Origin of the sequence: Actinacidiphila sp. bgisy160, from assembly GCF_965342435.1 — a bacterium.
Lineage (GTDB): Bacteria > Actinomycetota > Actinomycetes > Streptomycetales > Streptomycetaceae > Actinacidiphila.
Genome location: NZ_CBDRCM010000027.1, coordinates 1 through 18,247, shown reverse-complemented (window position 1 = coordinate 18,247; position 18,247 = coordinate 1). Strand labels below are relative to the sequence as shown.

General features: G+C 73.5%; 14 protein-coding genes and 3 pseudogenes. 7 read left to right on the top strand and 10 right to left on the bottom strand.

From position 1 onward, the window contains the following. Positions 1-126: 126 nt before the first annotated feature. Positions 127-1,359 carry an NAD(P)/FAD-dependent oxidoreductase gene (locus tag ACRWNP_RS21335; RefSeq protein WP_431963686.1) on the bottom strand — a complete coding sequence of 411 codons (1,233 nt, stop codon included), beginning with the start codon at positions 1,357-1,359 and terminating at the stop codon, positions 127-129. 221 nt (positions 1,360-1,580) lie between these two features. On the opposite strand from ACRWNP_RS21335, the pseudogene fdxA reads away from it, so the two are divergent. The 3 genes and pseudogenes from fdxA to ACRWNP_RS21320 all read left to right on the top strand — a co-directional run. Then, positions 1,581-1,892, top strand: a pseudogene (gene fdxA / locus ACRWNP_RS21330) (ferredoxin); the annotation flags it as partial. A 200-nt stretch (positions 1,893-2,092) separates the two neighbouring features. Continuing rightward, positions 2,093-2,473: an N-acetyltransferase family protein gene (locus ACRWNP_RS21325; protein WP_431963684.1), complete on the top strand. Its 381-nt coding sequence runs from the start codon at positions 2,093-2,095 to the stop codon at positions 2,471-2,473. 132 nt (positions 2,474-2,605) lie between these two features. Further along, positions 2,606-5,107: a SpoIIE family protein phosphatase gene (locus tag ACRWNP_RS21320; RefSeq protein WP_431963682.1), complete on the top strand. Its 2,502-nt coding sequence runs from the start codon at positions 2,606-2,608 to the stop codon at positions 5,105-5,107. 209 nt (positions 5,108-5,316) lie between these two features. Here ACRWNP_RS21320 and ACRWNP_RS21315 read toward each other — a convergent pair whose 3' ends face one another. Together ACRWNP_RS21315 and ACRWNP_RS21310 are read right to left on the bottom strand one after the other, a co-directional pair. Continuing rightward, entirely contained in the window at positions 5,317-5,949 is a 633-nt protein-coding gene (locus tag ACRWNP_RS21315) for a response regulator (protein ID WP_431963832.1), read from the bottom strand. After that, on the bottom strand, positions 5,949-7,238 hold the full coding sequence (locus tag ACRWNP_RS21310) for a sensor histidine kinase (protein WP_431963680.1): 1,290 nt from the start codon (positions 7,236-7,238) through the stop codon (positions 5,949-5,951). Before ACRWNP_RS21310 ends, ACRWNP_RS21315 begins: the two co-directional genes overlap by 1 nt. Before the next feature lie 212 nt (positions 7,239-7,450). Between ACRWNP_RS21310 and ACRWNP_RS21305 the strand changes: the two genes are divergently transcribed. Beyond that, on the top strand, positions 7,451-8,188 hold the full coding sequence (locus tag ACRWNP_RS21305; RefSeq protein WP_431963678.1) for an ABC transporter ATP-binding protein: 738 nt from the start codon (positions 7,451-7,453) through the stop codon (positions 8,186-8,188). After that, positions 8,182-10,623: pseudogene (locus ACRWNP_RS21300) on the top strand (ABC transporter permease); the annotation flags it as partial. The gene ACRWNP_RS21305 and the pseudogene ACRWNP_RS21300, both read left to right, overlap by 7 nt. A gap of 95 nt (positions 10,624-10,718) precedes the next feature. Here the strand turns inward: ACRWNP_RS21300 and aceE are convergent. After that, positions 10,719-13,412, bottom strand: a complete 2,694-nt coding sequence (gene aceE / locus ACRWNP_RS21295) for a pyruvate dehydrogenase (acetyl-transferring), homodimeric type (protein ID WP_431963676.1) — start codon at positions 13,410-13,412, stop codon at positions 10,719-10,721. Positions 13,413-13,882: 470 nt separating this feature from the next. Here aceE and ACRWNP_RS21290 point away from each other — a divergent pair, with 470 nt between their 5' ends. After that, positions 13,883-14,263: a cupin domain-containing protein gene (locus tag ACRWNP_RS21290; RefSeq protein WP_431963830.1), complete on the top strand. Its 381-nt coding sequence runs from the start codon at positions 13,883-13,885 to the stop codon at positions 14,261-14,263. Then, on the top strand, positions 14,260-14,904 hold the full coding sequence (locus tag ACRWNP_RS21285; protein ID WP_431963674.1) for a TetR/AcrR family transcriptional regulator: 645 nt from the start codon (positions 14,260-14,262) through the stop codon (positions 14,902-14,904). Before ACRWNP_RS21290 ends, ACRWNP_RS21285 begins: the two co-directional genes overlap by 4 nt. A 97-nt stretch (positions 14,905-15,001) precedes the next feature. Here the strand turns inward: ACRWNP_RS21285 and ACRWNP_RS21280 are convergent. The 6 genes and pseudogenes from ACRWNP_RS21280 to ACRWNP_RS21255 form a co-directional block, all read right to left on the bottom strand. Further along, positions 15,002-15,223 (bottom strand): annotated as a pseudogene (locus ACRWNP_RS21280) (MFS transporter); the annotation flags it as partial. Between the two features lie 82 nt (positions 15,224-15,305). Next, positions 15,306-16,268: an alpha/beta fold hydrolase gene (locus ACRWNP_RS21275; protein ID WP_431963672.1), complete on the bottom strand. Its 963-nt coding sequence runs from the start codon at positions 16,266-16,268 to the stop codon at positions 15,306-15,308. 33 nt (positions 16,269-16,301) lie between these two features. After that, a complete protein-coding gene (locus ACRWNP_RS21270) occupies positions 16,302-16,496 on the bottom strand; it encodes a hypothetical protein (RefSeq protein ID WP_431963670.1) in 195 nt (64 codons plus the stop codon). A 176-nt stretch (positions 16,497-16,672) separates the two neighbouring features. Continuing rightward, positions 16,673-17,200 carry a hypothetical protein gene (locus ACRWNP_RS21265; RefSeq protein WP_431963668.1) on the bottom strand — a complete coding sequence of 176 codons (528 nt, stop codon included), beginning with the start codon at positions 17,198-17,200 and terminating at the stop codon, positions 16,673-16,675. A gap of 103 nt (positions 17,201-17,303) precedes the next feature. Continuing rightward, a complete protein-coding gene (locus ACRWNP_RS21260) occupies positions 17,304-17,642 on the bottom strand; it encodes an ArsR/SmtB family transcription factor (RefSeq protein ID WP_431963666.1) in 339 nt (112 codons plus the stop codon). A 57-nt stretch (positions 17,643-17,699) separates the two neighbouring features. Continuing rightward, positions 17,700-18,137 (bottom strand): hypothetical protein, encoded by a 438-nt coding sequence (locus tag ACRWNP_RS21255; protein WP_431963829.1) that lies wholly within the window; start codon positions 18,135-18,137, stop codon positions 17,700-17,702. Positions 18,138-18,247: the final 110 nt, after the last annotated feature.

The following is an 18,247-nucleotide window of genomic DNA, read 5'->3' as shown; positions in this document are numbered from 1 at the left end:
CCGTCCGCCCTCCTTCCGGTGACCGCGTGACGGGGCGGAAGGGGCAGACAGGGAACGGAGAAGACCGTCGGACGACCGGGTCGTCCGGTCGTCCCACGCTCGTCCCACGCGCGTGCGGCCGGGCCGTCAGGCGGTGACGCGGTCCAGTGGCACGTCCGGGTCCGCGAGGCGCGCGTCGTCGATCGCGGCGCGCGAGGTGATCAGGTCGCGGACCGGCTCGATGACGTCCCACACGTTGACGTTCATGCCGGCCAGGATGCGGTTGCCCGACATCCAGAAGGCGACGAACTCCCGAGCCGCCTTGTCCCCGCGGAAGACGACGCGGTCGTAGCCCCCGGGCTCCACGTATCCGGTGTACTCCATGCCGAGGTCGTACTGGTCGGTGTAGAAGTACGGCAGCCGGTCGTAGACGGCGTCCTTGCCGAGCATGCCCTGCGCTGCCGTGGCCGGCTGGTTCAGCGCGTTGGCCCAGTGCTCGACGCGGATGTGACGGTCGAGGAACGGGTGGTAGGCGTTGGCGACATCACCCGCGGCGAAGACGTCCGGCGCGGAGGTTCGCAGGTGCGCGTCGGTGACGATGCCGTTCCGCACCTCCAGGCCGGCGCCCTCGGCGAGCTGTACGTTCGGGGTGATGCCGACGCCCACGACCACGGCGTCCGCGGGGAGGTGGGTTCCGTCGGCGAGCCGCACGCCGTCGGCGCGGCCGTCGCCGCCGGTGATGCGCTCCACCTGCACGCCGTGCCGCAGGACCACGCCGTGGTCGGTGTGCAGGGTCGCGAACACCTGGGCGGCCTCGCGCCCGAGGACCCTGAGCAGCGGCAGTTCCTCGGCCTCCAGAACCGTCACCTCCGCCCCGGCCTGCCTGGCGGCCGCGGCGGTCTCCAGGCCGATCCACCCGCCGCCGATGACGACGATCCGGGCGCCCGCGGTGAACGCGGCCTTGAGCCGCTCGCTGTCGCCCACGCGGCGCAGATAGAGCACGTTGTCCAGGTCCGCCCCGGGGACGGGCAGGCGGCGCGGGGTGGAGCCGGTGGCCAGGAGCAGCTTCGTGTACGGCATGCGGCGCCCGCCGTCGAGCTCCACCTCCTTGGCCCCCGCGTCGAGCCCGGTCACCGTCGTGCCCAGCCGCAGGTCGACCTCGTGTTTGTCGTACCAGTCGTCGGGGTGGACGAAGATCGAGTCGCGTGTCTCCTTGCCGAGCAGATAGCCCTTGGACAGTGGCGGGCGAGTGTAGGGCCTGTCCTGTTCGTCGCCGATGAGGACGAGCCGGCCGTCGTAGCCGTTCTCCCGCAGCGCTTCCGCCGCCTTGCCCGCGGCCAGACCGCCTCCGACGATCACGAACGTGTTCTCAGGGGACACGATGCACCTCATCTCGATGTCGCATGCTGCGAACCATGTACGGAGAGTCAACCATCTGACCGCGGGACACCCCGTTGTGTGACACAGCCGTCGTGTCGCCCGGCCGCCCGGCAGGCGTCGTTGTCACAACGTCAGGGCAGTTCCGGTCATACCGCTGACCGAAGGACGCCCGGGGCAGCCGACCGCCGGTCGTCGTCCCCGCCGCGGCCAAGGAGCAGAAGGTGACCTACGTCATCGCGCAGCCCTGCATCGACGTCAAGGACCGGGCCTGCGTCGCCGAGTGCCCGGTGGACTGCATCTACGAGGGCGGCCGGACGCTCTACATCAACCCCGCCGAATGCGTGGACTGCCGGGCGTGCGAGCCGGTGTGCCCGGTCGAGGCGATCTTCCACGAGGACGACCTCCCTCAGGAGTGGGCGCGGTACACGGAGGTCAACGCCGAGTACTTTGAGTCCGTTTCGGGCTCCGGCGGACACGGCAGGCCGCTGGTCGGCGACGGGGACCACCCCTTGGTGGCGGGGTTGCCTCCGCAGGGCGGAGCCCGCAAGAAGGACATCGCTGTCTTCGCCATCGGCAAGGAGGAGGCCGAGGAGGCCGGCCTGTGGTTCCCGCTGTGACGGCCCGGGGGGACGGGCCCCGAGTCGTGGAACTCGGTCCCCAGGACCTCGAACGCGCCGTGGCCATGCACCTCAGATGTTCGGCCGATACCCTGTGGAACCGCTACCACAGGGCGATGGGCGATCCCCGGTCCTACCTGAGCGCCCTGCTGGCCAAGCCGGGGGCCGTGCACCTGGGCGTACAGAAACCGGCAGGCGACATCGTGGCCGTGGGGCACCTGATGCCCGACCGGGGGAACGCGGAGGCGGCCCTGCTCGTGGAGGACGCCTGGCAGAACAGCGGGCTCGGCAGCCGCCTTCTGCGCGACCTGGGGCACCGGGCCGTCAGTGCCGGGTGGAAGGAGGTCTACGGCCTCGTCCTGCCCGGTGACGGGAGGATCTCCGCCATCCTGTCGCACACCTCAGTGCCGATCCGCACCGTGCACGAGGACGGCGCGACGACCGTCTGGGCGCAGACCGGCGACATAGCGTCCGCGGGGGTTCCCGCCGACGTGTGATGACAGGCGCCGCGTGCGGCGCCTGGGGCTGTGACGAGTGCGGCGCTGTCACAGATCCGGACGTTGTCCTGTCAGAACCCCGGAAGAAGCAAATCGGGCATTTCGCCCGGCCTGCCTGAGGACGGGACTTCTATGACCTGCACAGATGCGGTGGCACTTGGTAAGCATGTGAACACGCCCGGGATATCCGACTCGGCGTTCGCGGTCTTCGACGAGCGGGGGACCGTGGCCGCCTGGACGCCGGCCGCGGAGAGCCTGGTCGGATACACCGCCGGGGACGTGGTCGGCCTGCCCGCCGTACTTGTGCTGCCGTCCTTCGGGGAGGCTCCGTCGATGTCGGCCTTCGTCAAACAGTGCCGTGCCCGGAACGGCTGGCCGGGCACGGCGGCGGTGTCCCACCGGGACGGCCGTGTGATCGAGGTCTGCCTGCGGATCACGATGCTGCAGGGGCAGGACGGGGCGACGCGCTGGCTCGCGACCCTGACCGACACCGGCGCGCTGCCCGGGGACGCGATGAGCGGGTCGGCATGGGGGCCACTCCTCGCCCGCGCGCCCATCGGAGTCGTCATCCGTGACCAGCAGCTGCGCTGCGTCTTCGTCAACGAGGTGATGGAGGAACACGACGGAGTCCCGTGCGACCGGCGACTGGGACGGCGGTTCGTCGACGTGCTGGCCGGGCCCAAGGCCGGCGCGCTCGAAGCGGTGATGCGGCAGGTGCTGAAGAGCGGCACCACCAAGGTGCACGAATACCGGACGTGGCTGCCGGTGAGCAAGGGCCGGAAGCACCCGTTCGCGGCGTCGTTCCACTGCCTGCAGGGAGCCGACGGCACATCCCTCGGTGTGTGCGTCATCAGCGCCGACGTCGTCGAGAGCAGGCTGGCGCGTGAGCGCCTGGCAGCCGTGGGCGAGGCCAGTGCGCGGCTCGGCAGCACCCTGGACGTGATGCAGACCAGCCAGGAACTGGCCGACCTCGCCGTGCCTCTGCTCGCCGACTACGTCGCCGTGGACCTGGAGCAGTCGGTGCCCTTCAGCGAGGGGCCGGCGGCGCGCGTCGACCCGGCGGGTAGGCGCTTTCCCGTGCTGCGACGTGCCGGTCTGGCCTCGATCCACCACGGTGTCCCGGAATCCGCGTGGGTGCGCGGCGAGCCGGTCCCCGTGCCGCCCCGCTCACCGTTCGCCGCCGTCCTGAGCACGGGCAGGTCCCACCTGGAGCCGATCCTGGACACCGCTCCGGGGATCTGGATCGACGACGACCCGACCCTGGCCGCGAGGATCCGCAGGAACGGCGTCCACTCGCTGATGGTCGTCCCGATCCGCGCCCGGCGTGCCCTGCTGGGCGTGGCCCTGTTCATCCGCACCGAGGACCCGGAGCCGTTCCAGGAGGTCGACCTGCTGCTGGCCGAGGAACTCGTCGCGCGCGCCGCGGTGGCACTGGACAACGCGCGCCAGTACGCGCGCGAGCACACCGCGGCCCTCACCCTCCAGCGCAACCTGCTCCCGCGCCGCCTGAAGGGCGGCACGGCCGTCGAGACCGCCTCGCGCTACCTGCCCGCAGACATGGACCACGGCGTGGGCGGCGACTGGTTCGACGTCATCCCGCTTTCCGGCGCCCGGGTCGCCCTCGTCGTCGGGGACGTGGTCGGTCACGGTCTGCACGCCGCCGCGACCATGGGCACGCTCCGCGCCGCCGTGCGCACGCTGGCCGACATGGAACTGCCTCCCGCCGAACTGCTGGCCCGCCTCGACGACACCGTCCAGCGACTGGTCGAGGAGGACGCCGACCCCACGGACCAGACGCCCGCCGTCGTGGGCGCCACCTGCCTGTACGCCGTCTACGACCCGGCCACCCGCGTGTGCACCATGGCCCGGGCCGGGCATCCCCCGCCCGCCATCGTCGACGACGAGGGCCGGGTCACCTTCCCCGAGCTCCCCACCGGAGCGCCGCTGGGAATCGGCCTCGGGGATCCCTTCGAGGAGGTGGAACTGGAACTGCCCGAGGGAAGCCTCGTCGCCCTCTACACCGACGGCCTGATCGAGAGCCGCGACGGCGACATCGAGGACGGGATGTACCGCCTGGGCGCCGCCCTCGCCGAACCGGGGCGGTCCCTGGAGGAGCTCTGCACGCGTGCGACGGCGAGCTTTCCGGCGCAGGCACCCTCGGACGACGTCACTCTGCTCCTGGTACGGACCCGGTCGCTCAACGCGGCCCAGGTCGCCTCCTGGACGCTGCCCGCCGACGAGAGCGCCGTCCGCCGCGCCCGGCAGCTGGCGGCCGGTCAACTGGACGCGTGGAGCCTGGGCGGGCTCGAGCACTCCGTGCGGCTGATCGTCAGCGAACTGGTCACCAACGCCGTCCGCCACGGCGCCGGCCCGATCGGCCTGCGCCTGATCCAGCACCAGGTCCTCACCTGCGAGGTCTTCGACGCCGAACACTGCGCACCGCGCATGCGCGGCGCGCGCAACATGGACGAGAACGGCCGCGGCCTCTTCCTGGTCGGCCAGCTCTCCCGCCGCTGGGGGTCCCGTTCGGCGGCCGACGGCAAGGTCGTCTGGGCCGAACTGGACCTGGCCTCCGCGCGCGCGGGTACCGGCCGTCACGGCAACCACCGGGCGGCGAAGTCCGCCGACGCCTGAAGGTGATCGCGGTGACGCGAGGCGGTGAGAATCCGGGGACGGACAGCTCGACCCCGGAGGCGACACACCCATGAGGCCAACCCGCGCAGCCCTGTTCGTCGCGGCCACCGCCCTCACCCCAGCCCTGATCCTCACCACCCCGGCGCCCGCCGCCACGCGCCGCGGCTGAGCCGGCCGGAGCCTGACGACGGGTCTGCCCGTCCCGGTGCTCAGGCCCGCAGGTAGGCCAGCACGGCCAGGACCCGGCGGTGGGTCTCGTCGGCCGGGGGGAGATCGAGCTTGGTGAGGATGCTGCCGATGTGCTTGCCGACGGCCGCCTCGGAGACGACCAGTTGGCGGGCGATCGCGCCGTTCGACCTCCCCTCCGCGACGAGCGCCAGCACCTCCCGCTCGCGCGGGGTGAGCCGCTCCAGCGGGTCGCGGCGGTGGCGCAGCAACTGCCGTACGACCTCGGGGTCGACGACCGTACCGCCGGCCGCGACCTCGCACAGCGCCTCGACGAACTCCTCGACCTGGCCGACCCGGTCCTTCAGCAGGTAGCCGAGGCCCGTTCCGTCGCCGGAGTCCAGCAGGTCGGCGGCGTAGGCGCGCTGCACGTACTGGCTGAGGACGAGGACGGGCAGGGCGGGCCGTTCCCGGCGCAGCCGCACCGCGGCCCGCAGACCCTCGTCCTGGAAACCGGGCGGCATGCGGACATCGGTCACCACCACGTCGGGGGAGTGCTCGTCGACGGCCGCGACCAGCGCGCCGGCGTCGCCCACGGCGGCCACGACCCGGTGCCCGCAGCGCTCGAGCAGGCCGGTCAGCCCGTCCCGCAGCAGCACGCTGTCCTCGGCCAGCACTACGCGGAGCGCTCGGTCCACTCGCAAGGAATCTCCACACGCAGCAGGGTCGGTCCGCCCACGGGGCTGGACAGGGAGAGTCTGCCATCCAGCACCGACACCCGGTCGGCGAGCCCGGTCAGCCCGCTGCCCGCCCCGGGCTCGGCGCCGCCCCGGCCGTCGTCGCGCACCTGCAGGAAGAGCCGCCCGTCCCGGTGCCCGCCGTTCACCTCCGCACGGTCGGCGGCGCTGTGCCGGGCCACGTTGGCGAGAGCCTCACGGACCACGAAGTACGCGGCGGCCTCGACCGCCCGGGGCAGCCGCCCCGGCAGGTCCAGATGCACGTCGACGGGGACGGCCGAGCGGTCGGCGGCGTCGGCGACGGCCGCCGCCAGGCCGTAGTCGGCCAGGACCCTTGGGTGGATGCCGTGGATGAGTTCGCGCAGTTCCTCCAGCGCCCTGCCCGCCTCCTCGTGGGCCTTGGCGAGCTGGTCGGCCAGGGGGCCGGGCGGCGCGTCCAGGCGGGCCAGCCCCAGGGCCACGGTCAGCGCGACCAGGCGTTGCTGCGCCCCGTCGTGCAGGTCCCGCTCGATCCTGCGCCGCTCCGCCTCGAACGCGTCCACCAGTCGCACGCGGGAGCGGGCGAGTTCGAGGATGCGGGCGCCCGGGTCGCGGTGGTGAGGAGCGATGAGGAGCCGGGTGAGCCCGGCCCGGGCGCCCGCGGCGACGCCCAGGACGTAGGCGCCGAGCACGAGCAGCAGCAGCCCCAGGACGGCCGTGCCCCACGCCGCCGGCCAGGTGGTGACCGTCCACTGCTTGAGCACCTTCGCCTCGTGGCCCTTCCCGACGGTGGCCATCAGCACCGGAGTGGCGGCCAGGGAGAGCGGCACCGCCAGCGCGACGGTGACGACCAGGGCGTCCACCGGCCACAGCAGGCCCGCGAACAGCAGGGCGTGACCGAGCTCCCGCCAGGTCGCCCGCTCCCGCAGCCGGGTGGTCAGCCAGACCCACAGCCCTCCCCTGACGGGCGGCACATGAAGCCCCGGCGCGGGATCCCCGTCGACCAGGCGCAGGCGGGCCCGCTCCAGCAGCGCGACGGGAAGACCCGCGAGCGCGGTGAGGACGAGCAGCGGCAGGCCCACCAGGACGACGGTGAGGGCCGCCCCGGCGGCCGCCGCGGTCACGATCCCCACGAGGGTGACGGCGCCCGCGACCACCCCGGTCAGCAGGTACGCCAGCGAGCGCCACGGCCACGCGGACAGCAGGAAGCCGCGTCCGGACAACGCCTGCCACACATTCCTGGGATGCATGCGGATCACCGTAGGACCCCGGCGCGGGCCCGGACCATCCGCCCAGGGGGAGGACCGGGGGTATGCCTGGCCCTACCCCGACTCTCGCCCCTGCCCCACTGCGCCGGGGCCGCCTCACGGGATTTCGTGGAGTCGTCCGGGATGCGCCGCGTCCCGGAGCGCTCCGCCCCGCCGGGCGCGGGGGAGAAACGGCACCGAACGAGTGGGGACAGATGAACGACGACGCCATCCGATTGTGCTCCGTCACCAGGCGGCACGGCTGCGGCGACAACGCCGTGACAGCCCTGGACGAGGTCTCCCTCGCCTTCCCCAGGGGCTCCTTCACCGCCGTCATGGGGCCCTCCGGCTCGGGCAAGTCCACCCTGCTGCAGTGCGCCGCGGGCCTGGACCGGCCCACTTCGGGATCGGTCCTGCTCGGCGACACCGACCTGACCACGCTCGGCGAGACCCGGCTGACCCTGCTGCGCCGCGACCGCATCGGCTTCGTCTTCCAGGCGTTCAACCTGCTGCCGTCGCTGACCGCCGAGCAGAACGCCGCCCTGCCCCTGCGACTGGCCGGCCGCCGGCCCTCCCGGGCACGGGTCCGCGAGGTGCTACGGCAGGTCGGCCTCGGCGACCGGGCCGGGCACCGGCCGTCGCAGATGTCCGGTGGACAGCAGCAGCGCGTCGCCCTGGCCCGCGCGCTGATCACCCGCCCCGAGGTGCTGTTCGGCGACGAACCGACCGGCGCCCTGGACTCCCGGACCAGCCGCGAGGTGCTGACCCTGCTGCGCGGCATGGTCGACCGCGAGGGCCAGACCGTCGTGATGGTCACCCACGACCCGGTGGCCGCCTCCTACGCCGACCGTGTCGTGTTCCTTGTCGACGGCCGCGTCAACGGCGAACTGGCCGGGGCGGGCGCCGACGACATCGCGGCGCGCATGACCGGGCTGGAGGGCGTGCCGTGCTGACCGTCGCCCTGCACACCCTGCGCACCCGCTGGGTCGCCCTCGCCGGCAGCTTCGTCGCGCTGTCGCTGGGGGTCGCACTGCTGGCCGTCATGGGCCTGGTCCTCGCCTCCACCCAGGACGCGCCCGAGCGCGGGCCTGAGCGCTTCGCGGCGGCGCCCGTCGTGGTCCGCGGTCAGGACACCCTGCGCGTGCCCACGACCAAGGGCGAGCGGACGCAGCCGCTCGCCCGGCCGCGTGCCGTGCCCGCCGCGACCGTGGCCGGGCTGCGGGCGCTCGGCAGGGTCGTCGAGGACCGTGCCTTCCCCGTACGCGCCGAGGGCGGACCGGGTGGCCTCGTCGGGCACCCCTGGTCCACGGCCGCACTCGCCTCGTACGGGCTCACCGCGGGACGCGGGCCCCGTGCCGCCGACGAGGTCGTCGTGACCGGCGGCTGGGCCGCGCCGGGCGAGCGCGTCCGTACCGACCGGGGCACCGTCCGCGTCGTGGGCACCGTGGCGGACCGCGGGTTCGAGCACGCCGTGTTCTACACCGACGCGCGCGCCGCCCGGCTGTGCCCCGTCAGCACGCAGTTGGGGGTCGACGCGGACGCCTCGGCGGTGCGGGACACCGTCCGCGGCAGTGGCGCCCGGGTCCTCACCGGCAACGACCGCAGGTACGCCGACGCCGACCCGGGCCGGGACGCCGAGGCGGTGACCGCGCTGAACGCCCTGTTCGGCACCGCCGGCGGCGTCGCCGCCTTCGTGTCGGTGTTCGTCGTGGCGTCCACGTTCGCCTTCGCGGTCGCCCAGCGCCGCCGCGAGTTCGGGCTGCTGCGCACCGCGGGCGCCACCCCGTGGCAGCTCCGCCGGATGGTGCTGGCCGAGGCCCTGCTGGTCGGCGTCCTCGCCTCGGCGGCGGGCTGCGCGCTCGGCGGGTACGCCGCGCCGTGGCTGGCCGCGTCGGTGGTCGACGGCGGACTGGCACCGGGCTGGTTCACCGTCGGTGACCACACCTGGCCCTACCACGTGGCCTTCTGGACGGGTCTGCTCGTCGCCCTCGGCGGAGCTGCCGCGGCCTCGTGGCGGGCCGGCCGCACCGGCCCCGCGCAGGCGCTGCGCGAAGCCGCCGTGGACAGCGGGGCGATGACCTGGGGCCGTCGGCTGGCCGGCGCCGGGCTGCTGCTGACCGCGGTGGTGACCCTCGGCCTCTCGCTGGCCGGGGACCCCGGCGACCTGCTGCACCGCAAGACGTACGTGAGCAGGCCGATGCTGCTGATCACCGCTGCCGCGCTGCTCGCACCCGTCCTGCTGCGCCCGCTGACCCGGATGCTCGCCCGGGCTCTCGGCCGGTTGCCCGGCGCGGCCGGCATGCTCGTGGGTGAGAACGCCGCGGCGAGTGTGCGCCGTACCGCCGCGGTCGCCTCGCCCGTACTGGTGATGGTCGCCCTCACGGGCTCGCTGCTCGGCGCAGGCGCCACCCTCGACGCGGCCGAGGCCGGGCAGGCGCGCGAACGGACCACCGCCGCCTACGTGGTCACCGCACCGGGCGGCACGGGTTTCGGCACCCGGACCCTGGAACGGCTGCGCGGCATCGCCGGGACAAAGGTGTCACCGAGCGCGTCGAGCCAGGTGTACGCCCTGGAGGACGGTCCGGCACTGATCAGATCCGAGGCGCACGCCGCCGACCCCGGGGCCCTGGCCGCCACCACCTCACTGCCGCTCGTCGCGGGCAAGGTCACCGACCTCGACGACGGGTCGATCGTCGTCAACGAGGAATGGGAACGGCACTCCGTCGGGCAGAGCGTCCGGGTATGGCTGGGAAACGGCGCGAGCAGAACGCTGCGCATCGCGGCGGTGATGGCCACCGGCACGGGCGGCAACGGCGTCTACGTCACCCCCGCCAACGCCCCGGGCGCCCCCGTCGACCGGGTGGACGTCGCCCTGGCGGACGGCGCCGACCTGGGCGCGGTGGCCGTCGCGCTGCGCGAGGCGGTGGAGCCCGCCGGCGGCCGGGTGCTCACCAGGGAGGAGTGGCTCGCCGCCGCGCGGCCGAAGAGCGACCGCACGACCCGGCTCGGCCTCCTGCTCGTCCTCGGCATCGCGCTGCTCTACACCGCCATCTCCCTGGTCAACACCATGGTGATGGCCACCTCCGACCGGGTCCGCGAGCTGGCCGTGCTGAGGCTGGCCGGGGCCACGGAACGCCAGGTGCTGCGACTGGTCGGCGCCGAGTCCCTGGCGGTGGTCGCGGTCGGCGCGCTCCTGGGCCTGGCCGTCGCCGCGGTCAACCTCGCCGGAATGCGGTGCGCGCTGGCCCTGCTGTCGGTGAGCAGCCCTGTCGAACTGCCGTGGACGGCCGTCGGCGCGGCCGTGGGCGCATGCGCGGTGCTCGCGGTCGTCGCCTCGGTCGTCCCGGCAGCCGCGGCCCCGCGGGGCCGTGCGGCGGCACTGGCCGGGACAGCCGCAGTGATCCCGCGCCGGGCGGGCCCTCGGCGACGTTCACGCCGAGGGCCCGAGGGGGCACGGAGACGTCCGCGCCCCCGGTGGGCGCGTCAGTCCTGCCAGCCGTATCGGCGGCGGGCCTGTTCCACCGTCCGCGGGGTGACCGCTCCGGTGCGCGCCAACCGGTCCAGGGCGGCCACCACGATCGACCCGGCGTCCACCCGGAAGTAGCGGCGCACCGCCTCCCGGGTGTCCGACAGGCCGAAGCCGTCCGTGCCGAGGGACGAGTAGTCCTGTTCGACCCACTGGCTGATCTGGTCGGGCACCTGCCGCATCCAGTCGCTGACCGCCAGGACGGGCCCGGGCGCTCCCGACAGCGCCGACGTCACGTACGGGACGCGCTCCTCACCGCTCAGCCGCTGCCGGTCGGCGTCGAGCGCGTCGCGGCGCAGCTCCGTCCAGGAGGTCACCGACCAGACGTCGGCCCGTACCCCCCACTCGGACGCGAGGAGCTCCTGAGCCTCCAGCGCCCAGTGGATCGCGGTGCCGGAGGCCAGCAGCTGGATCCGCGGCCCGGCAGCGGGATCCGCCGCCTGCCGGAAGCGGTAGATGCCCCGCAGGATCCCCTCCTCGACCGACGGCCCCTCGGGCATGGCCGGCTGCCGCTTCGACTCGTTGTAGACCGTCAGGTAGTAGAAGATGTCCTCGGACCGGTCGCCGTACATCCGCCGCAGCCCCTCCCTGACGATCACCGCGATCTCGAAGGCGAACGCGGGGTCGTAGCTCACGGCGGCGGGGTTGGTGGACGCCAGCAGGTGCGAGTGCCCGTCGGCGTGCTGCAGGCCCTCGCCCGTCATCGTCGTCCGGCCCGCGGTCGCGCCGACGACGAAGCCGCGCCCCAACTGGTCGGCCAGGGCCCAGAACTGGTCGCCCGTCCGCTGGAAACCGAACATCGCGTAGAAGATGTAGAACGGGATCATGGGTTCGCCGTGCGTGGCGTACGAGGTCGCGGCGGCCGTGAACTCCGCCAGCGACCCGGCCTCGGTGATCCCCTCGTCGATCAGCTGCCCGTTCTCGGCCTCGCGATAGTGCAGCAACTGGCCGGCGTCGACCGGCTCGTAGGTCTGGCCGTCGGGCGAGTAGATCCCGGCCGACGGGAAGAGGGACTCCATGCCGAACGTCCGCGCCTCGTCGGGGACGATCGGCACCCAGCGCCGCCCTGTGTCCGGGTCGCGCATCAGGTCCTTGACCAGCCGCACGAGCGCCATGGTGGTGGCGACCTCCTGCTTGCCGAAACCCTTCCGCAGGGCCTCGAAGGCGTCCGCGGGCGGCTGCTTCAGCGGCTTGGCGATCACCTTCCGCACCGGCGCCGGACCGCCCGGGGCGCCCCGCCGCTCCCGCAGGTACCGCACCTCCTCGGAGTCCTCGCCGGGGTGCCAGTAGGGCACCAGGTCGCCGCTCAGCGCGCTGTCCGGGATGGGCAGTTCCAGCGTGTCGCGCATCCGGCGGAACTGCGCCATCGTCAGCTTCTTCATCTGGTGGTTGGCGTTGCGCGACTCGAAGTCCGCGCCCAGGGTGTGCCCCTTGACGGTCTGGGCGAGGACGACGGTCGGCGCGCCCCGGTGCTCCGCGGCGGCTCGGTAGGCCGCGTACACCTTCAGCGGCTCGTGACCGCCCCGCGACTCGGTGAACAGCTCGGTGATCCGGCTGTCGGTCAGGCCGGCCGCGATGCGGGACAGAGCCTCGCCGGTGAAGAAGTGCTCGCGTACGTACGCCGCGTCCCGCGCCGCGTACGTCTGCATCTGCGCGTCGGGCACCTCGCCGAGCCGCCGCACCAGCGCCCCCTCGGCGTCCTGCGCCAGCACCGGGTCCCAGGCCGCGCCCCACAGGGACTTCACCACGTGCCAGCCCGCGCCGCGGAACCGGCCCTCGAGTTCCCGCACGATGCTGGAGTTCGACCGCACCGGCCCGTCCAGGCGCTGCAGGTTGCAGTTGACGACGAAGGTCAGGTTGTCCAGACCCTCGCGCGCGGCGAGCGCCAGCGCGGCCAGCGACTCGGGCTCGTCCACCTCGCCGTCCCCGAGGAACGCCCACACGCGCGACCCGGAGGTGTCCTTGATGCCCCGGGCGTGCAGATAGCGGTTGAACCTGGCCTGGTGGACGGCCGCGAGCGGGCCCAGCCCCATGGAGACCGTGGGGAACTCCCACAGCCACGGCAGCCGCCGGGGGTGCGGGTAGGACGGCAGACCGTGGCCGTCGGCCTCGCGGCGGTAGCCGTCCAGTTGCCCCTCGCCCAGCCGCCCCTCCAGGAACGCGCGGGCGTAGATGCCGGGAGACGCGTGCCCCTGCACGTACAGCTGGTCGCCGGAACCTCCCCCGGGGCCCTCCTTGCCCAGGAAGAAGTGGTTGAAGCCGACCTCGTAGAGCCAGGCCGCCGACGCGTACGTCGCTATGTGGCCCCCGAGACCCAGACGGGAGGCACGGGTGACCATGGCCGCCGCGTTCCACCGGTTGAGCGCGGTGATCCGGGACTCCATGGCGAGGTCGCCCGGGAAGTCCGGCTGAGCGGCGGCGGGGACGGTGTTGACGGGTTCCGTGGACAGCAGCCCCGGGACCGGCACCCCGGACGCCGTGGCGTACTCGTGGACGCGGTTGAGCAGGTAGGCGGCGCGGTCGGGCCCGGCGTGCCGGATGACGGCGTCGAGCGACTCCCGCCATTCCGCGGTCTCCTCGGCGTCACGGTCGGGCAACCGGTCGGGCCGGCTGGTCGAGGGGGACTGCGCGGCCTGCGCCGGATCACTCATGGCGGCCTTTCTGTCGGGGCGTGGGGGAAGGCCGGGCGGCCGGCGCGGGGGAGGACCTGCGGACGGCGGCCGGCGGTGGGCGAGTGGACCTTTCGCCCGCGGGGGCCGGCGACCCCTGCGGTGTCCTCGTGACGGCGTGGCCGGCCACTCCACCTGCTGTGACCGCGCCGGTGCCGTCGTTGTGACACCACCGGCGGGCGCCCCTTCCGAGCGGTGGGGCGGGAACGAGGGGGACGTCACACAAGCGGGTGCTGTCCGGTCGTATGAGGGAGCAGCTACGTCCGCCCGGAAGAGGCGACGCCGGCCACCGGCGCTCGATGCCGCTACATCGGCCGCGCGAGACGGCGGCCTATCGTCATTTCCTCTCAATTCGGGCATAACCATGGAGGTGCAGCGCAGTGTCGGACAAGGAGACACAGGGCAGCAGCAACGAGCGGCCGCGGTCGGAGGTCTGGAAGACGGCGGTGACGATGCTGCAGGACGCCAAGCCGCCCTTCATCCCCGAGGGCGCCTCAGGGATGACGATCGCCGTCGAGTGGCCACCCGGCGACCCGGGGACCCCGCCCCACCGCCACTCGGGACCGGCCTTCGGGTACGTGCTCGAAGGCGCGGTCCGGTTCGAGCTCGAAGGCGAGCCGGAGCGGATCGTGGGGGCCGGTGAGACCTTCTGGGAACCGGGCGGCGACGTGATCCACTACCAGGACGGCAACGCCCTGACGGACGCGCGGACCCGGTTCGTCGTGACCATGCTGTGCGCGCCCGGGCAGCCGATGCTCACCCTGGTCGAGGACGAGGAACTGGCCCGGCGCGCCCACCTGCGCGCCCCGCGCCCGTCGCGGACCGGCGGGTGACCGCTCCGGCGCGGGACGGCGGAGCCCCGCGGGAGTGCGGAGCGCGCTTCGGAGGACTGCGCGCGGACGCGGCGCGCAACCGCCGCAGGATCCGCACGGCCGCCGGTGACCTGCTCGCCGAACAGGGCGCGGGCGTGTCGCTGGACCGCATAGCCCGTCAGGCCGGGGTCAGCAACGCGACGCTCTACCGCCACTACGGCAGTCGTGAGGAACTGCTGACCGACGTCGCCGAGGAGATCGCGGCCGTGGCCGCGGCCGCCGAGGCGCGGCTGTCCACGAGCGATTCCCTGGTCGCGCTTCGCGGTTTCCTGGAGACCCTGGCGTCCGCGCGGCCCGCCGCCCTGTACTGCCTGCCCGAAGGGGCCGCGGTCGGGCAGGCGGCGGGTGCCGGACCCCGGGCCCGTGTGGTCGCCGCGACGTGGCGACTGCTGTCCCGCGCCCAGCGGGCGGGGCGGGTGCGTGACGATGTGACCGCCGAGGACGTCCTCGCCATCGTGTCGCAGCTCGGCCGCCCGCTCCCGGGAACCACCTGGCGGGCCACCGAGGAGAAGTGCCCGCGCCTGGTCCGGCAGTACGTGGACGGCCTGGTCGTACCGGCTGTGCGGGCGACGCACGAGCCGTATCACCTGCCCCGGCGCTGAACCGGGCGCGGCCACGCCCTCCCGCGCCCCCGGCCGGATCGCCGGCCGGGGGCGGCCACGTCACGCGCGCATCGGCAGGTGACCGGAACAACGCTTCCTACGCGGCCGACCGGGGAGCGTCCGACGGGGCGGCCGGACGGACCGGTCCGGCGCGTCCTTTGCCGCGGTGGCGGTCCATCTCACGCCATTCCGGGCGCAGACCCGCCAGATTGGTCGTGAGGAAGTACACGACACCCGTGGCCACCAGCACCGGTCCGAGACCCACGCCCGCCACGGCGGCGCCGCCGAGCAGGCCGCCCAGCGGAATCCCGGCCCAGGCGGCCGGCGAACTGCGTGGCGGTGGCGGGTCCCGCGAAGAGACCTTTGCAGAGCGGTACCGGGCGGTCATCGCCCCCGGGCCGCTACCGGCCGGCGTGCTCCAGCGCGAAGTCGGCCACCACCTGCGTGAATTGCCCGGGGCGCTCGACGTGCGCCAGGTGGCCCGTCTCCTCGAGGACGGCGAGCCGCGCACCGGGGATCCGCTCGTGGATCATCCGCGCCCACCGCGGTCCGCAGATGAAGTCGTCCGCACCGACCAGCACCAGCGTGGGCACCGTGACAGTGGACAGCCGCTCCCGGACGTCGAAGGCGGGGCCCTCTCCGAGCGAGGGTTCGGCGTACATGCGCAGCGACCCGCGCGCGGGCCCGAACTCATCCTCGCGCCCCCAGTAGTCGACGACGTAGGCCGGCATGATCGTCCGGAGGCAGTCGGTCGCGCCGTCGTCGTCGAGCCGGCCGAGCGGCGTGGTCAGCTTCTCGGCGTAGGTGGCCACCTCGGGGTGCTCCGCGGCGTGCCGGCGGGCGAACCCCTCCATGTTGGCCACGGCGGACGCCCAGAACTCCTCGCCGGTCACCGGGGAAGTGTCGTACAGGACCAGCGAGTCGAGGCGCCCCGGGTGCTCCAGCGCGTACTGCTGGGCGACGAAGCCGCCGTGCGAATGGCCGAGCAGCGTCACCTCGGGCTGCGCGAGGTGCTCGATCACACCGTTCAGGAAGTGCGTGTACGTCGCCAGGGTGTAGTCGCGCGGGTCGGGCAGGCGTCCGGACGCGCCGGTGCCGACGGGCTCCACGTACACCATCGTCAGCACGCGCTCCAGGAGCGGCATGCGCAGGTACTCCCAGCCGATGCCAGGTCCGCCCGAGTGGGCCACGCACACCGGGCCGCCGGAGCCCGCGACGTGGTACCGCTGTGCCGCGGCGGCGCCCTCGTGGTCGACGGTGATCGTGTGCGTGCCCGGGGCGAGCGGCCCGCCGGCGCCGTCGGCGGGGCGGGGGAGGATGGCGGGTACGACGGAAGCGTTCACACTCTTCACAGGTTGTTTCACAGTGTCAGTCTACGGACGAGGCGCCAGGGTGCTTCATTCGTCGATCACGTTCGGGAGAGCGAGGCCGGGCAGCCGGCGAAGGGTGTCGTCCACGGCCGCCAGCCGGGCGTTCACCTCGGTGATCTCCTCGCGCAGCCGGCGGACGCGCGCCTCCAGGGATGCGGCCTCGGCGGCCAGGGACGTCACGATCGCCCGCACGTCGGGGACGCCATCGGTGTTCGGGTGCATGGTTGCCCTTCCAGGCGGATCTGCCGGTCGAGACGGGAGCGGCCGCAGGAGGAGGGCAGGGGAAACCCCCTCCCGCGGCCGCCCACCCGGCGCGGTGCGCCGGTCAAGCACACTCTCGACAGGTCAGCCGGCCCGATTGTGACAGCGATCCGCCGGTGTCACGCGATCCCGAGTCGTCAGACGGCGGCCCGGTACAGGCCGCGCCCGGCGCGCTGGACCCTGGAGGCGCCCACCAGCCGGTCGAGCGTGCTGCGCACCGCGTTGATGCTGCCGGCGTTCTCGTCCCGGCCGAGGGCCGCGGCGACGTCTCGGGCCCGCACCTCGGACCCACCCATGGTGGCCAGGTACTCCAGGATCTGCTCGGTGAGCCTGCCGTAACCGGCCGCCACGGAAGCGGCGGCCCGCTCCGCGGTGCCGCCATCGGCGCCGTCCTCGTCCGCGTGTCCGGTCTCCTCGGCCACACCCTCCTCCATGACGGCGGGCTGCCGCCCCTCGGCCTGGCCGCCCGCGTCCAGCGCGGTGGGAGACTCGACCGCCAGGTGGCTGAGGGCGCCGAGAGCCCTGCGCACCGATCCCAGGTGGGCGACCACCGCCGCCAGCTCCCGTTCGAGCGCCTGTTTCTGCAGCTCGAGGCGCTGCAGTTCTCCCTGCAGAGCTCCGGCCGTGACCTGGAGATCCTCGGTCGTGTGCGCTGCTGAGACCATGTGTCCTCTCATTCCCGGCCGCTGGGGACCAATGTCCGCGCACACAGATTAGTACGGCGAACACACGCGGTGACTACGCGGAACAACAACGGAGTGCCCCGCACTACGGCTCGACCACGGTGACCTCGCCGACGTCCTCGGCGTCGGCCGCCGCGAGCAGGGCGCGGGTCAGGTCGGGGAACCGTTCGTCCAGCTCGGCTCGACGCAGCGTGACGTAGCAGCGGGTCCCCTCCTGGCGGGTGCGGGTGATGCCGGCCTCGCGCAGGATCTTCAGATGGTGGCTCAACGTGGACTTGGCGACGGGCGCCCGCAGCTGGCCCCAGCCGCGTTCCCTGCCGTCGGCCAGCACCCGCACGATCCCGATCCGCGTCGGATCGCTGAGCGCGGAAAGGACGCGGGGCAGGCTCATCTCGCCCGCCTCCTGGGAATGCTGGTCCGCCATACGCCCACGATAACCCGAATGTTCGAAGAATGTGGAACCCCGGCCGGGGACGCGGCCTCAGGACCGGTGCGCCCGGTACAGGCCACGGCCCGCGCGGTCGAGACGCGAGGCGCCCACGAGGCGGTCCAGTGTGCTCCGGACGGCGTTGATGCTGCCGCTGTCGCCGTCACGGCCGAGGGCCGCGGCGACGTCTCGGGCACGCACCTCGGTGTCACCGGTCCGCTCGAAGAAGTCCATGATCTGCTCGGTCAGCCGCCCGTACGTCCTGCCGGTGTGCGAGAGGGCCGCGGCGTCCGGGGGAGCGGCGGCGGGCGCGGGGGTGCGCATGACCGCCTGGAGCGCGCCGAGGGCCCGCTGCACCGAACCGAGGTGCGCCACGACCGCCGCGAGTTCCCTCTCCAGGGCCTGCCTCTGGGCCTCGAGACGGAGCAGGTCCTCCTGGAGGCTCTCCGCGGTGTGCTCGACGCTCCGCGCCTTACGGGTCACCGAGGCCATGCGGGTTCCCCTCACCTCCGCGCGTTCCGTGTTCACACGGATTGGCACCTTTCGCATCCCAATTTACGCGCCGAGGGGTGTGATGTCCCCACTCTCCGGAGGAAGGCGGG

Coding starts and splice junctions, on each gene's coding strand:
- ACRWNP_RS21255 (WP_431963829.1), bottom strand. CDS start 18,137: ATGGCCTCGGTGACCCGTAAGGCGCGGAGCGTCGAGCACACCGCGGAG.
- ACRWNP_RS21265 (WP_431963668.1), bottom strand. CDS start 17,200: ATGGTCTCAGCAGCGCACACGACCGAGGATCTCCAGGTCACGGCCGGA.
- aceE (WP_431963676.1), bottom strand. CDS start 13,412: ATGAGTGATCCGGCGCAGGCCGCGCAGTCCCCCTCGACCAGCCGGCCC.
- ACRWNP_RS21260 (WP_431963666.1), bottom strand. CDS start 17,642: ATGGCGGACCAGCATTCCCAGGAGGCGGGCGAGATGAGCCTGCCCCGC.
- ACRWNP_RS21325 (WP_431963684.1), top strand. CDS start 2,093: ATGGGCGATCCCCGGTCCTACCTGAGCGCCCTGCTGGCCAAGCCGGGG.
- ACRWNP_RS21290 (WP_431963830.1), top strand. CDS start 13,883: ATGCTGCAGGACGCCAAGCCGCCCTTCATCCCCGAGGGCGCCTCAGGG.
- ACRWNP_RS21310 (WP_431963680.1), bottom strand. CDS start 7,238: ATGCATCCCAGGAATGTGTGGCAGGCGTTGTCCGGACGCGGCTTCCTG.
- ACRWNP_RS21320 (WP_431963682.1), top strand. CDS start 2,606: ATGACCTGCACAGATGCGGTGGCACTTGGTAAGCATGTGAACACGCCC.
- ACRWNP_RS21270 (WP_431963670.1), bottom strand. CDS start 16,496: ATGCACCCGAACACCGATGGCGTCCCCGACGTGCGGGCGATCGTGACG.
- ACRWNP_RS21305 (WP_431963678.1), top strand. CDS start 7,451: ATGAACGACGACGCCATCCGATTGTGCTCCGTCACCAGGCGGCACGGC.